Below are 14416 nucleotides of genomic sequence, written 5' to 3' on the forward strand. Positions count from 1 at the left end.
GCACGCCTATTTTAACCGCCTCAACAAGGAGAAATAACTTGAGCACTATTAACCCCCCAACCCTCCCAGCAATGCAAACCATCACGCCTGAAAACAACCAAGCCCTATCCAAGCACCCCGAACAAAAACCCGCCTCATATTTTGCCCCCGACCGAGTATCCACCGACCGGCTAAACCCGCACCGCCTGAACATGACCATTAATGATCAGAAGTTTTCCCTTGAAATGCGACCCGAAGTACCAGGGCCGCGTTTGCAGCACCAAACGGCTGACTCTGCAAGAAGCAAACGCTCAGTGGACGATCACCATCACACTTCAACCGGCAAGCGTCCCATCAACTTACACATCGTGATTCATGAAGATCTAAAAGGTGTAGATCGTAACCAGCTGTTCAATGAACATTTCTCCTGGCTGAAAACTGAACTTGAAGAAATTTCCGGCAGAGACATACATTTTTCTTTCCTCTCCCCACACGAAATGCGCCACATGAACTACAAACATGAAGACTTTGGAAAAGCAGGCCAAGCCTGGGCTCAAGAAGTTGAAGACCTGCGAGACAAACTCGGATTCGATCCAGATATAAACAAATTCTTGCTTTTAACCAAAGATGATTTAGCAAAAGGTGTTGCCGGAACCGGCGTTAGCGATTACGCAATCGCGAAAGCGCACTCTGTCGCTCCAGCTCACGAAGTAGGCCACATGTTCGGCGCGACCCATGAAGACGCCGAAAACTACTTTAATAAGGAGGGCAAAACGATTTCATCGCTATACGGCGAGAGCGTCGCGCTCGAGGTAATACGGAAAATCCCACAATTCCGCCGTATATGGGGTTACCAGCCATCAATTATGAATGGAGGTGACGGCATACAGCAGCCTCAGGGGCAGGCTTACCGCTTCAGCGACAAAAACAGAGAAAATATCCGTAATTACCTCAAGAACATCCCTTGATGCGGCTATACCGCCCATCTTACAAAGAAAGCCAATCCTGTTGACTTTCCTCTAGCCTGCCGCCCCGCCGGCAGTCGCCGCGCCACCTTCCAACTTGCGCCACAACAACCGCACATTCGCCTTGCGCACCAGCGCGCAGCGATACAGACGAATTTCCAGCGGCACGTGCCATTGCGGCCCGCCGCAGACCACCAACTCACCGCGGGCCAGTTCGGCACGCACGCTCAGTTGCGGCACCCAGGCGATGCCCAGGCCTTCCAGGGCCATGCTTTTGAGGCTGTCGGCCATGGCGGTTTCGTACACCGTGGTAAAGCGCAGCGCGCGCTGGCGCAGCAACAGGTGCACGGAACGGCCGAGGAACGCCCCGGCGCTGTAGGCCAGCAGCGGCACACTGCCCTCTCCTTCGAGGTCGAACAGCGGCTTGCCGTCGGCGTCGGCCGCGCATACCGGGAGCATTTCGGTGTTGCCCAGGTGCAGTGAGGGGAAGATTTCGGCGTCCATCTGCATGGCCGCATCCGGGTCGTAGAAGGCCAGCATCAAATCGCAACCGCCTTCGCGCAGGGCGTGCACGGCGTCACCGACGTTGGTGGCAACCAGCCGCGTGGCGATGTTCAGGCCGTCGTTGCGCAGTTGTGCGATCCAGCGCGGGAAGAAACCCAACGCCAGGGAGTGGGCAGCGGCCACTTGCATGACTTCGCCCTGCCCGCCTTCCAGGTGATGCAAATGGCGCAGCACTTCGCCGAGCTGCTCGACCACGGTACGCGCGGTGACCAGGAACAACTGCCCCGCCGCCGTCAGCTCAACCGGCGTGCGCGAGCGGTTGACCAGGGTCAGGCCCAATGCGGCCTCAAGGCTGCGGATACGTCGGCTGAACGCCGGCTGGGTGACAAAGCGCCGCTCCGCCGCCTGGGAAAAGCTGCGAGTCGCCGCCAGGGCGCTGAAGTCTTCCAGCCATTTGCTCTCAAGGTTCATCACTGCCTCCCACGGATACGCACCATTTTGGCACACACGCCCGCCATGATAGCCGGGTCACACTCACATTATGCCGTTTATGCATAGGCCAGTGTTTAACAGCATTGGCCCAAAATTTCCTACAGGCCTAGCATTCGCAGCGTTCCGGCCTGTTCCGGGTCCATATCGAGATGATTTCCGTCATGTCCTCCGCTGCATCATTCCGCACAGAAAAAGACCTGCTTGGCGTACTCGAAGTACCTGCCCAAGCGTATTACGGCATCCAGACCCTGCGAGCGGTGAATAACTTCCGCCTCTCGGGCGTTCCGATTTCGCATTACCCGAAATTGGTGGTCGGCCTGGCAATGGTCAAGCAAGCGGCGGCTGATGCCAACCGCGAGTTGGGCCAGCTCAGCGAAGCCAAGCACGCGGCCATCAGCGAAGCCTGTGCCCGCCTGATCCGCGGCGATTTCCACGAAGAATTCGTGGTGGACATGATTCAAGGCGGCGCCGGCACTTCAACCAACATGAATGCCAACGAAGTCATCGCCAACATCGCGTTGGAGGCCATGGGCCACAACAAGGGCGAATACCAGTACCTGCACCCCAACAACGACGTGAACATGGCGCAGTCGACCAACGACGCCTACCCGACCGCGATCCGCCTGGGCCTGCTGTTGGGCCACGACGCGCTGCTGGCCAGCCTCGACAGCCTGATCCAGGCGTTCGCCGCCAAGGGCGTCGAGTTCAGCCACGTGCTGAAAATGGGCCGCACCCAATTGCAGGACGCCGTGCCGATGACCCTCGGCCAGGAATTCCGTGCGTTCGCCACTACCCTCGGTGAAGACCTGGCCCGCCTGAAAACCCTGGCGCCAGAGCTGCTCACCGAAGTGAACCTGGGCGGTACCGCCATCGGCACCGGCATCAACGCCGACCCACGCTACCAGGCCCTGGCCGTACAACGCCTGGCCGTTATCAGCGGCCAGCCAGTGGTCCCGGCTGCCGACCTGATCGAAGCCACCTCCGACATGGGCGCCTTCGTGCTGTTCTCCGGCATGCTCAAGCGTACCGCCGTGAAACTGTCGAAGATCTGCAACGACCTGCGCCTGCTGTCCAGCGGCCCACGCACCGGCATCAACGAGATCAACCTGCCGGCGCGCCAGCCAGGCAGCTCGATCATGCCCGGCAAGGTCAACCCGGTGATCCCGGAAGCGGTCAACCAAGTCGCGTTCCAAGTCATCGGCAACGACCTGGCCCTGACCATGGCGGCCGAAGGCGGCCAGCTGCAACTGAACGTGATGGAGCCGCTGATCGCCTTCAAGATCTTCGACTCGATCCGCCTGCTGCAACGCGCCATGGACATGCTGCGCGAGCACTGCATCGTCGGCATCACCGCCAACGAAGCCCGCTGCCGCGAACTGGTGGAACACTCCATCGGCCTGGTCACCGCGCTGAACCCGTACATCGGCTATGAAAACGCCACCCGCATTGCGCGTATCGCCCTCGAAAGCGGCCGCGGCGTGCTGGAACTGGTGCGCGAAGAAGGCTTGCTCGACGACGCCATGCTCGACGACATCCTGCGCCCCGAAAACATGATTGCCCCACGCCTGGTCCCGTTGAAGGCCTAAGCGTTTGTTGCACCGCTCACCAGGTTGAGGGACTAGACACCTCTCACCTTTTGAGGGCCTGAAGGCTCGTTCTTCAGGCCCTTTTTTTTGCCTCAAGGTTGTGAAATGACGCCCATAAAAAATCCAATATCGCCCTGCAAACCCTCCTTGCCTGTAACAGCTTGGCTGAAACCTTTAATCAGCCCGAGCAGACGGATCACGTTCGCCTAGGTATAGTGCCGCCCCTCTTCGCGTCTGCGGCCGTCGGTAACGAGCCCGGATACACGCGATAGCGCATGAATAACAACACCCGCAAAAGGATTGGGGTCGAACCGTCGCGCACTGCCTGGTGCTATGCGAGGGGTAGGACCGTCCTGCGTTTGCCATTAGAAAAATCAGCGAGGAACACTCCATGCTCGAAGTCATCAACGACTTCCTCTCAGGGAAAGTACTGATCGTGCTCATTGTCGGGCTCGGCGGTTATTTCACGATCCGCTCGCGTTTCGTTCAATTGCGTCACTTTTTCCACATGTTTTCGGTGTTTCGCGACAGCCTGAAAAACAGCTCCGACCAACTCAGCTCGTTCCAGGCGCTGATGCTCAGCCTGGCCGGGCGTGTCGGTGCCGGTAACATCGCGGGTGTCGGCATTGCCGTGACCCTGGGCGGCCCGGGTGCCGTGTTCTGGATGTGGGTCACCGCGCTGGTGGGCATGTCTTCGAGCTTTATCGAGTGCTCCCTCGGCCAGTTGTACAAGCGCACTGACGCGGAAGGCACCTACCGTGGCGGCCCGGCCTATTACATCCAGCACGGCCTGCACAAGCGCTGGCTGGGGATGGTCATGGCGTTCCTGCTGCTGGTGACCTTCGGCTTTGCCTTCAACGGCCTGCAAGCCCACGCCGTGACCCACTCGCTGAACAACGCGTTTGGCCTGGACACCACCTACACCGGCCTGGCCCTGGCGGTATTGCTGGGCCTGGTGTTCATCGGCGGGATCAAGCGCATCGCCTCGATCGCCGACCTGCTGGTACCGGTCAAGACCCTGGTCTACATCGCCGTGACCCTGTATGTGATCGTGCTGCAATTCGACCACGTACCGGCCATGCTCGCGACCATCGTCAAAAGCGCCTTCGGCCTCGACCAAGCCTTCGGCGGCCTGGTGGGCAGCGCAATCATCATGGGTGTGAAACGCGGCGTGTTCGCCAACGAAGCCGGCCTGGGCAGTGCGCCCAACGTAGCGGCCGTCGCTTCGGTAGAACACCCGATCGCCCAAGGCGTGGTCCAGGCGTTCAGCGTGTTCCTCGACACCTTCGTGATCTGCACCTGCACCGCGCTGCTGATCCTGCTCTCCGGTTTCTACACCCCAGGCTTCGAAGGCGACGGCATTGCCCTGACCCAGAACTCCCTGGCCGCTGTGGTGGGTGACTGGGGCCGCATGTTTATCTCGGTGGCCCTGGCGTTGTTCGTGTTTACCTCGATCATGTACAACTACTACCTGGGCGAGAGCAACCTGCGCTTCCTGGTGGGCAACAACCGCAAGGTGCTGATGGGTTATCGCGCGCTGGTGCTGGTGCTGATTTTCTGGGGTTCGATCGAGAACCTGAGCACCGTGTTCGCCTTCGCCGACATCACCATGACCATGCTGGCGTTCGTCAACCTGTTCGCCCTGGCATTCCTGTTCAAGATTGCCATGCGCATCCTGAACGACTACGACAACCAGCGCGCGGCAGGCATCAAGACCCCGGTGTTCGACTCCAGCCAGTTCCCAGACCTGGACCTGGATCGCAAGGCCTGGCCGGCTAATCCGGTAAAACCGCAAGCGACCCCAGCGGCGGAACTGAACGCTCAAGTGCAACGCTGAGCGTAGACAGATGACACGCCGCCCGGCCTTGGGCATGCTCTGGGCCCGGCGGCGTTTTTCGTTCAGGAGAATCTTCGATGTCCCCAGCCAATAATCTCATGGTGCTCTACACCGGTGGCACCATCGGCATGCAGGCCAGCGCCAATGGCCTGGCCCCCGCGTCCGGTTTTGAAGCGCGCATGCGCGAACAGCTCGCCAACGTGTCAGTACCCGCCTGGCGCTTCCGGGAAATGTCCCCGCTGATCGACAGCGCCAACATGACCCCCGCCTACTGGCAGCGCCTGCGCACCGCCGTGGTCGAGGCCGTGGATGACGGTTGCGATGCCGTGCTGATCCTGCACGGCACCGACACCCTCGCCTACAGCGCAGCAGCGATGAGCTTCCAGCTGTTGGGCTTGCCGGCGCCGGTGGTGTTCACCGGTTCGATGTTGCCTGCCGGCGTCCCCGACAGCGATGCCTGGGAAAACGTCAGCGGAGCCCTGCTGGCGTTGGGCAAGGGCCTGGCACCCGGCGTGCACCTGTACTTCCACGGCGCGCTGATGGCCCCGACCCGCTGCGCGAAGATCCGCAGCTTTGGTCGCCATCCGTTCGCCGCGCTGCAGCGCAACGGCGGTGTGGCCAAGGCCGAAGCGCTGCCCGCCGCGCTGGATTACCGCCAACCGAAGGCCCTGGCCAATGTCGGTGTATTGCCGCTGGTACCGGGCATCGCCGCAGCACCATTGGACGCATTGCTCGGCAGCGGCATCCAGGCACTGGTGCTGGAATGCTTCGGCAGCGGCACCGGGCCCAGCGATAACCCTGAGTTTCTTGCCAGCCTCCAGCGCGCCGAAGAAAACGGCATCGTGGTCGTGGCAATCACCCAATGCCATGAAGGCGGCGTGGAACTGGATGTGTACGAAGCCGGCAGCCGCCTGCGCGGCGTGGGCGTGTTGTCAGGTGGCGGCATGACCCGTGAAGCGGTATTCGGCAAGCTCAACGCGTTGCTCGGGGCCGGGCTGTCCATCGCCGAAGTCCGGCGACTGGTAGAGCTGGACCTGTGCGGCGAACTGAGCTGACCCCACCGCCGCACTGTAGATAGTCACCCCCTTCCCTGGCTGGCCGGCCCCTAGGATGGAACACCCGAGCGAACACCTCGGGCCGTTTCCATCAACCGGCAAGACAGGGATGCCCCATGACCACGCCCATCTCAATCGCTTCACAACAGCCACTGGAATTGCTCACCCAACTGTTAACAGGCCCGTCGTTCAGGGAAGTGGCGGCGGTGTTGTTGCGCCAGGCACTGCAGGCCCGCTACCCCACACTGGCAATCGACCCCGATATCTGCCTGATCGGCACCCCTGGTTGGGAGATCATCGACGAACAGGCCTGCGCCACTACCACCGCTTACCGCACACTGAGCGACAGCCTGACCGATCAGGCCGTGCTCGGCGAACCGACCCTGTACATCGAAGGCGAACACTTCCTGACCCAACAACCGCTCACCGAGCCGCCAACCCATTTGCCGGTGCGCATCGGTGACATCGCCCATCTGCTCAATACCCTGGCCCCCGTCATGCTGACGGCCTGGCAGGAGCAACAACTGGCGTTCTGGAACAAAAGCAACGGCAGCGGCCCCCATTGGCATCAGCTGTCCAACTCATTGCGCGGGGTGTGGAATGTCCGGCAGGCACCGGGCTGGAACGAAAGCGACTGCGCCATGGCGCGCCAGTTGTTTCACGCGCCCACCTACGATGTGCGACGGCTCGACGACCCATACACCAGCCACGCCTACCTGCTCGACATCGATCAGGTCGACGGCGCGCAGGTGACCCACCTCAACCGGCTCGCGCTGTCGGTCCTGATCGGCAAGCAGGCCGGGCGAGACGTTATCCTCACCCACTCGCTGCTCAAGGGCTATGAGAAGTTCACGTCCCTGGCACAGCTGGGCCGAAGCCTGCCCGCTCGTCTGGACACCTCGGCACCCCGCACACAGTTGCAATGGCGCCTGTTCGAACCTGACGGCAATTTTTTCGATTACCAGGCCTGCAGCCTGATTGCCTTGCAGGTCGAGGCTATCGGCAGCCTGGACTTCTCCGACCTGCGCCACCCGGACACGGCTCCGCCACCCGGTGCCACCGAGTTGACCACCGGTCCCGGCCCCGGCCGCGAGTGGTACCAGCAGGCGCTGCCGGGCTGGCTGCAGGAGGCGTCGACGTCCGACCTGAACTTCTATGCGCGGCATCTCAAGGACCTCGCGTCCCTGAACAGCAGCACCGGCGGCAAGTTGTATCAGGACGATATCCCGCCCATCGAGCAGTACGCGCTCAATCACCTCAAGGCGGAAATCCTCAAGGACCATCCGCAAGCCGGTGCCCTGGCCTTGGATACGCTCACCCTGAAAGTCCAGCAGCCGGTGGTGTGGGGGACTTTCACGGTGCCCGGCATGACCGAGACCACCACCTTCAACCTCGCCGAACTGGCGCTGCACAACCTGATCGCCATCCCGGTCGGCAACAAGACCTTGCAGCTGCATAACGGCCAAAATCTGCCGGACTGGCTGACCGTCGAGTACATCGAGAGCCTCATTTCCCGGGTGGACATCGGCCGGAACTACCCGGCGCTGATCAAAAGCAAGCTGCTGGAAATCCCTCGCGAGGCCTCATCGCGAAAGAACCTCTACATCCAGCACCTGCGCATCCAGCTGCCGTTGCTGGCCCTGCAGGGCAAGATTCAGCAACAGGATGGCATCGATGACCGCGGCTATCGATACGTCGCCGCCCTGATGCAAGCCGAGGCCTCGGATCACACGATAGACGGGCAGACCATCGTCATGCGGCCTCTGGCGTTCATCCCGCAACGGCGGGACGACGCCACTGCCGATGAGGTCGAAAACATGTACGTCATCGGCCCGCAAGATCCCGCCGCCGGTCCCTGCCTGCTCTATCGACCGCTGTTCACGCCGGCCCTGGTGCAATACCCGTCCCCGGCCAACCTGATGTACGCCATTGCACAGTCCCCCGACCTGCGCCGTTCGGTGCTGGCCTGGTTGCCGGACAGCGCGCGCGATGCTTACGCCAACTATGTGTTCCCGGGAGAATTGCCTTCTCCCTGGGCCGTCGCCGATTTTCTGGTGGACGCCTCGACACTGGAAACCATGAGCGGCCCCATCGGCCTGGGCAAAGACCCACTCAAGGGTGACCTGCTCGCCGGGCTGTTTGAAGCCAACGCCCAGGCCCTGGTCAAGCTGGCCGACCGCCAGTCGACCTCCAATACCGAGAACCGCTGGGCGACCCTCAAGCAAACAGGCTGGACGCTCCTCAATGCCGCGCTGCCCTTTACCAGCCCCAGCGTGGCGACAGGCCTGTGGATCTGGCAGATCGTCGATCAGTTGCAACAGTTTGTCGGGGCCACGGAGCAGGATGACACCGCGGTCCAATGGACCACTTTCACCGACGTGCTGCTGAACCTGTCGATGGCGATTACCCTGCATATCAGCACCCGCCTGCGTCCCCGCGGCGCTCGGCCCGAGCGGGAATCCAGGCCGACCGAGCCCTCGGCAGGGCAGCGGGTCGAGATCAAACAGCTGGGCGCCATCGCCGGCAATGAAAGCCCACCGGGTCACACTCCACTGCTGCATACCAGCGGCGCGCTCAATCGGTCGGCCGCCACCCTGGGGCGGGTGCTGGACCGTTTCAAAGTCAGCCAGCCTGGCGCAGCGAGCAGCGTCGACACCCGCCCGGGGCCGACCCGCCACCTGACCCGCGTCGCCGAGCGTTTCTACGCACAGGTCGGCGAGCGCTGGTTTGAAGTGAGCGCGGACGACGAGGGCAACGTGGTCATCATCGACCCCCGGCAGCCGGATCGAACCGGACCGCCGCTGATTCACAACGCCGCCGGCCAATGGTTCGTCGACACCCGCCTGCGCCTGCGCGGCGGCGGCCCCAAGCGCATGCTCAACAAAGCCGAAGCGGAAGCGACCCTCAAGGCCGCCGAAGTACGGGCCAAGCTCGAGGCCTTCGAAAACGCCAAGAAGACCGCACAAAGAGCGCTGCAACAGGCCCGCCAGGCCATGACCGACGTCTCCGGTAACGCTGCCGAAGTCAAACGCCAGCACTACATGGACACCCTCGACCAGCAGAGCGCGGATTACGAAGCGGCGCTGCAACACCTCAAGACCCTGAGTGTGTTCACCCCGGTCCCCGACTACCAGCAAAAAGCCCTGGGTTATATAAGAGCGCAACTGGAGCTTACCGAAGCCGCGATCAGGGAGGCCCAGACCACCTTCACCCCCCAGCTCAGGGGCGTGCTTGACCAGCTCGAACACCCCGACACCCGGCACCCGACGCGGTACGTCGAAGACGCGCGACAAATGACCGAGATGAGTGAAGACATGATCACGCGCCTGGACTACACCCATGCGCGCTTCACTCAACTCAAGGCCCTGGCCAAGGAGGGCGTGCAGTTGATCCAGAGCGCCAGGAAAAAACTGCCGGCCTACACCAGCATCGACCTCAAGGCCCTGCAGATAACCCTGGCGCGCAGGTTGTGCCTGCCGGAGGACAGCGCGACCCGTGCACCCCAGGCCTGGGCCAACCTCAATGAGATTGTCGACAACGCCGATCTGTCGGTCCAGGCCCTGCGCGACACCCTCAACGAACGCAGCGAGGCGCGGCTGGACGAACGCATCGAATCCCTGAGCAGCCTGATCGAACAATTCAAGGTCCTTGACGAGCGCCTGGAGGACTTCTCCCAGGAGTTTTCCAGCCTGACCCACCTCTCCCCGCTGGAACGCCTGCGCAAACAGGTCAAGGATTTCTCCAGGCAGGCCTTGACCCATCTGTCCCAGCTGCACGCTGAGCGGGACATCCTGCGCAATCGGCCCACCCCTCCACCGACGCCCCCCAAGCCCTTGAAGAAATTCATCCATACCCGTTACAACGGCGTGATGATCGGCGAGCCCCGCCTGACGGCGGTCGGCCTTGAAACCGATCTGGTGGATATCAAGTCACCGCTGACCCGACAGGTCATTGCCACCTTCCATGAGAAAAGCCCCAACGTCTGGGTGCAACGGCTGAGCCCTGCACACACCGAGCAGGCGGTGCCCGAGCTTCAGTCCAGCCTCGGACAGGGCCGCACGCTGCTGGACGGTTTGCCCGCGTTCAAGCAACGGGCCATCGAGCAAACACGCCAAGCCGGGCGCACCGCCGTCGGCATCGAATACCTGTACCACCGTCACGCGTTGCTGCTGGAAGAAACCAGCCGGCACATCGAGCAGGCCCTGGCCGACAGCACCATCACAGCGGATCAAACCCAATCGGCAACCGCCCTTGGCAAGCAGCTCAACGACGCGGCACAGGACCTGTACCGGCGCGCGTCCGAGAGCATGACGCGCATGATCAAACAGCACCCCCCAACCACCAAAGGCGTCGAATGGCTGAGTGAGCGCGACGAGATCGTCATCAAGAAATCCGTGAGGCGTCGCCGGCTCAAAAGCAGCACACCGGACTACCTGGACGAATACATCATCACCGAACGCGCGACCCATCAAGTGCTCTGGTACGCGCACTTTCATTATTCGACCGACTGGACGCCTGCCAAGGCCTACCTGAGCGCACGATTGAAGACCACCCATGAATATCGACAAGGCTCGGCGGCCGACTCGGTCAAAGGCCTGAACGAGCAGCAGCAAATCGACTATTACCGCAGCGAGATCAGCCTGGAGGCGGCCAAACGGCTATTTTTTGACCACAAGTAAGCGGCACACTCCTTGCTGCCTCTGGGCAAACCCTGGCAGGACTCCCCCATGCTGCACTCGCACCTGACTACGCTCAACGCCGTCTCCCTGGTACTCGACACCTTCAGGGACGAGGGCGTGAGCCGCGACGTGCTGCTGGCCGGCAGCGGTATCTGCGGCGCCGACCTGAACCGCGCCGACACGCGCATCACCACCAACCAGGAGATGCGCGTATGTGCCAATGCCGTGGCCCTGCGCCGCGATATCGGCCTGGAGTTGGGCCGGCGCATGCACGTGTCATCCTACGGCATGCTCGGCTATGCGCTGCTGACCAGTGCCACCTTCGGTGACGCTTTGCGCCTGGCCCTGCGCTATCCGGCGCTGTTGGGAACACTTTTCGAGCTGAGCCTGGAAGACGACGGCCAGCGCATCTGGTTCACCGCCGACGGGTATCGGGAAAACCCGGCGCTGGCCACCTTCAATGTCGAGTTCTGCCTGGTGTCGTTGAAGGTCATCTGTGACGATCTGCTGGGCCATGCCCTGCCGTTGCTCGGTGCGCGTTTCGAACACCGCGCCCCCGACTATCGCGCACGTTATGCCGAGCACTTCGATTGCCCTCTTGCCTTTGCCGCCAGTGCCAATGCCTTCGCTTTCGACCGGCACTGGCTCGACCAGCCGTTGCCGCTGGCCGACCCCATCACCCACCGCGCCATGGGCGAGCGCTGCCGCAAACAGAACACCGAATTCACCGGGCGCCAGGCCTGGCTCGGCCGGGTACGCCAATTGCTGGCCGCCCAATTGAACGCCGCCCCCGGCATCGATGGCCTGGCCGGGCAGATGAACTGTTCGCCGCGCACCTTGCGCCGGCATCTGCATGACCTGGGTTGCAGCTATCAGGAACTGCTGGACGAGTTACGCTTCGAGCGGGCCAAGCAGTTGCTGGGCGAGGACCAACTGCCGATCTATCGCATCGCCGAGCAGTTGGGCTTCAGTGAAACCGCAAGTTTCAGGCACGCCTTCGTACGCTGGAGCGGCGTGGCACCGAGTCAGTTCCGCGCTTGAGTCGCGCGCACCGACATGGGGCGAATAACGGACACAGGCTTTGGCCATATTTATCCCCTTTTGGCCGCTCCTGCCGTTCTCCAAACCTGCCCACGCCGCAACACTGCAAGGCATCCCAAGCAGCCTGCGGAGAACAACAACAATGCTGACAATCTACTCGGACGATCATCATCTGCACCACGGCCGTTGTGAATTGATGGACGGGCAATTGATGCCCTGCTTCGAAATGCCCGCCCGCGCCGACCATGTGCTGCAGCGGGTCAAGGACCGCCAGCTCGGCCCGGTGCAAGCGCCGCAGGACTTTGGCCTGGCCCCCTTGCAACGCATCCACAGCCGCGAGTACCTGGATTTTTTCAAAGGTGCCTGGGCCCGTTGGGTCGAGTTCGGCCAGGACGGCGACCTGCTGCCCTATACCTGGCCCGCCCGCACCCTGCGCGCTGTCTTGCCCACCAGCCTGCACGGCCAGTTGGGTTACTACAGCTTCGACGGCGGCGCGCCGATTACCGCCGGCACCTGGCAGGCGGCCTACAGTGCGGCGCAGGTGGCGCTGACCGCGCAACGGGAGATCCAGCAAGGCGCCCACAGTGCCTTCGCGCTGTGCCGGCCACCGGGACACCACGCCGCCAGCGACTTGATGGGCGGTTATTGCTACCTCAATAACGCCGCCATCGCCGCCCAGGCATTTCTCGACCAGGGCCACCAGAAAGTCGCGATCCTCGACGTGGATTACCACCACGGTAACGGCACCCAATCGATTTTCTATGGGCGTAGCGATGTGCTGTTCACCTCGATCCACGGGCACCCGGAAGCCGAGTTTCCGTTTTTTCTCGGCTATGCCGATGAGCTGGGCGACGGGGCCGGAGAGGGTTTCAACTTCAACTATCCGTTGCCGGCCGGTTCGGGCTGGGACACCTGGTGCGCCGCACTGGAACAGGCTTGCCAGGCGATTGAGGGCTACGGCGCCGACATCATCGTGGTATCCCTGGGCGTCGACACCTTCAAGGACGACCCCATCTCGCAGTTCAAGCTCGACAGCCCCGACTACCTGGCCATGGGCAAGCGTATCGCCCGCCTGGGCAAGCCGACGCTGTTCGTGATGGAAGGCGGCTACGCGGTAGAAGAAATCGGCATCAATGCCGTCAACGTGCTCGAAGGTTTTGAGGGGACTGCCTGATGAATATGCTCAAGTCGCTTGTGCTCTGCGCCGCCGTATTAAGCACCGCCGCCCACGCTGAAGAAAAAACCCTGCGGGTCTACAACTGGTTCGACTACATCACCCCCAAGGCCCTGGAAGATTTCAAGGCCCAAAACCCGTCGATCAAGTTGGTCTACGACATCTTCGACACCAACGAAGCCCTGGAAGCCAAGCTGCTCACCGGCAATTCCGGCTATGACGTGGTGGTGCCATCCAATGTGTTCCTGGCCAAACAGATCGAGGCCGGTGTGTTCCAGGCCCTGGACCGCAGCCAGTTGCCAAACTGGAACCACCTCGATCCCAAGTTGATGAAGCTGATCGAGGCCAACGACCCGGGCAACAAATTCGCCGTGCCCTACATGTACGGCACCATCCTGATCGGCTTCAACCCCGACAAGGTCAAGGCCGCACTCGGCGCCAATGCACCGGTGGACAGCTGGGACCTGATCTTCAAGGAGGAGAACATCAGCAAGCTCAAGCAATGCGGCGTGGCGCTGCTGGATTCACCCTCGGAGATCCTGCCCCTGGCCTTGCAGCACCTGGGCCTGGACCCCAACAGCAACAACCCCAAGGACTATGAAAAAGCCGAAGCCTTGCTGCTGAAGATCCGCCCGTACATCACCTACTTCCACTCCTCCAAGTACATGGCCGATATCGCCAACGGCGACATCTGCGTCGCCGTCGGCTACTCCGGCAGCTTCTCCCAGGCCGCCAATCGCGCCAAGGAGGCCAGGAACGGCGTGATCGTCGACATGCGCCTGCCCAAGGAGGGCGCGCCGATCTGGTTCGACATGCTCGCCATTCCCAAGGGCGCGAAGAACCCCCAGGACGCCTACACCTTCATCAACTACCTGCTGCAACCGCACGTCATTGCGCCGATCAGCGATTTTGTCGGCTACCCCAACCCGAACAAAGACGCTACCGGGCAGGTGGACCCGGCGATCCGCAACAACCCCAACCTGTACCCCACCGAAGCCGCGATGGCCACGCTCTATACCTTGAAACCCCTGGGACGCGACGCCGAACGCGCCAGGACCCGCGCCTGGTCCAGGATCAAGTCCGGGACCTGAGCAAACGTGACCG

General features: G+C 62.0%; 9 protein-coding genes. 8 read left to right on the plus strand and 1 reads right to left on the minus strand.

Going from position 1 to position 14416, the window contains the following annotated elements; all coding sequences use genetic code 11:
* The first annotated feature begins 38 nt into the window (after positions 1-38).
* Positions 39-947, plus strand: coding sequence for a hypothetical protein (locus J1N02_RS12865; protein ID WP_421147393.1), 909 nt, complete (start codon positions 39-41; stop codon positions 945-947).
* 51 nt (positions 948-998) lie between these two features.
* Here the strand turns inward: J1N02_RS12865 and J1N02_RS12870 are convergent, their stop codons facing one another.
* Positions 999-1919 carry a LysR substrate-binding domain-containing protein gene (locus J1N02_RS12870; RefSeq protein ID WP_092355923.1) on the minus strand — a complete coding sequence of 307 codons (921 nt, stop codon included), beginning with the start codon at positions 1917-1919 and terminating at the stop codon, positions 999-1001.
* A gap of 182 nt (positions 1920-2101) precedes the next feature.
* Here J1N02_RS12870 and aspA point away from each other — a divergent pair, with 182 nt between their 5' ends.
* The 7 genes from aspA (at position 2102) to J1N02_RS12905 (ending at position 14403) form a co-directional block, all read left to right on the plus strand.
* The gene (aspA, locus tag J1N02_RS12875; protein WP_025854459.1) at positions 2102-3526 is read left to right on the plus strand and encodes an aspartate ammonia-lyase; all 1425 of its coding nucleotides are present in this window, start codon (positions 2102-2104) and stop codon (positions 3524-3526) included.
* Positions 3527-3917: 391 nt separating this feature from the next.
* On the plus strand, positions 3918-5363 hold the full coding sequence (locus J1N02_RS12880) for an alanine/glycine:cation symporter family protein (RefSeq protein ID WP_027608238.1): 1446 nt from the start codon (positions 3918-3920) through the stop codon (positions 5361-5363).
* Positions 5364-5440: 77 nt separating this feature from the next.
* On the plus strand, positions 5441-6418 hold the full coding sequence (locus tag J1N02_RS12885; protein ID WP_027608237.1) for an asparaginase: 978 nt from the start codon (positions 5441-5443) through the stop codon (positions 6416-6418).
* 116 nt (positions 6419-6534) lie between these two features.
* Positions 6535-11097, plus strand: a complete 4563-nt coding sequence (locus J1N02_RS12890; protein WP_421147394.1) for a hypothetical protein — start codon at positions 6535-6537, stop codon at positions 11095-11097.
* A gap of 48 nt (positions 11098-11145) precedes the next feature.
* Complete coding sequence (locus tag J1N02_RS12895) at positions 11146-12138, plus strand: AraC family transcriptional regulator (protein ID WP_092355932.1); 993 nt, start codon at positions 11146-11148, stop codon at positions 12136-12138.
* A 142-nt stretch (positions 12139-12280) separates the two neighbouring features.
* Complete coding sequence (locus tag J1N02_RS12900) at positions 12281-13312, plus strand: histone deacetylase family protein (RefSeq protein WP_419480152.1); 1032 nt, start codon at positions 12281-12283, stop codon at positions 13310-13312.
* Positions 13312-14403 carry a polyamine ABC transporter substrate-binding protein gene (locus J1N02_RS12905; protein ID WP_027608233.1) on the plus strand — a complete coding sequence of 364 codons (1092 nt, stop codon included), beginning with the start codon at positions 13312-13314 and terminating at the stop codon, positions 14401-14403. Before J1N02_RS12900 ends, J1N02_RS12905 begins: the two co-directional genes overlap by 1 nt.
* Positions 14404-14416: the final 13 nt, after the last annotated feature.

Source organism: Pseudomonas sp. NFX5, from assembly GCF_049132125.1.
Taxonomy (GTDB): Bacteria; Pseudomonadota; Gammaproteobacteria; order Pseudomonadales; family Pseudomonadaceae; genus Aquipseudomonas; species Aquipseudomonas marginalis.

Excerpts from the sequence above, each read along its gene's own strand:
- J1N02_RS12870 (WP_092355923.1), bottom strand. The coding sequence starts at position 1,919 with ATGAACCTTGAGAGCAAATGGCTGGAAGACTTCAGCGCCCTGGCGGCG.
- aspA (WP_025854459.1), top strand. The coding sequence starts at position 2,102 with ATGTCCTCCGCTGCATCATTCCGCACAGAAAAAGACCTGCTTGGCGTA.
- J1N02_RS12880 (WP_027608238.1), top strand. The coding sequence starts at position 3,918 with ATGCTCGAAGTCATCAACGACTTCCTCTCAGGGAAAGTACTGATCGTG.
- J1N02_RS12885 (WP_027608237.1), top strand. The coding sequence starts at position 5,441 with ATGTCCCCAGCCAATAATCTCATGGTGCTCTACACCGGTGGCACCATC.
- J1N02_RS12890 (WP_421147394.1), top strand. The coding sequence starts at position 6,535 with ATGACCACGCCCATCTCAATCGCTTCACAACAGCCACTGGAATTGCTC.
- J1N02_RS12895 (WP_092355932.1), top strand. The coding sequence starts at position 11,146 with ATGCTGCACTCGCACCTGACTACGCTCAACGCCGTCTCCCTGGTACTC.
- J1N02_RS12900 (WP_419480152.1), top strand. The coding sequence starts at position 12,281 with ATGCTGACAATCTACTCGGACGATCATCATCTGCACCACGGCCGTTGT.
- J1N02_RS12905 (WP_027608233.1), top strand. The coding sequence starts at position 13,312 with ATGAATATGCTCAAGTCGCTTGTGCTCTGCGCCGCCGTATTAAGCACC.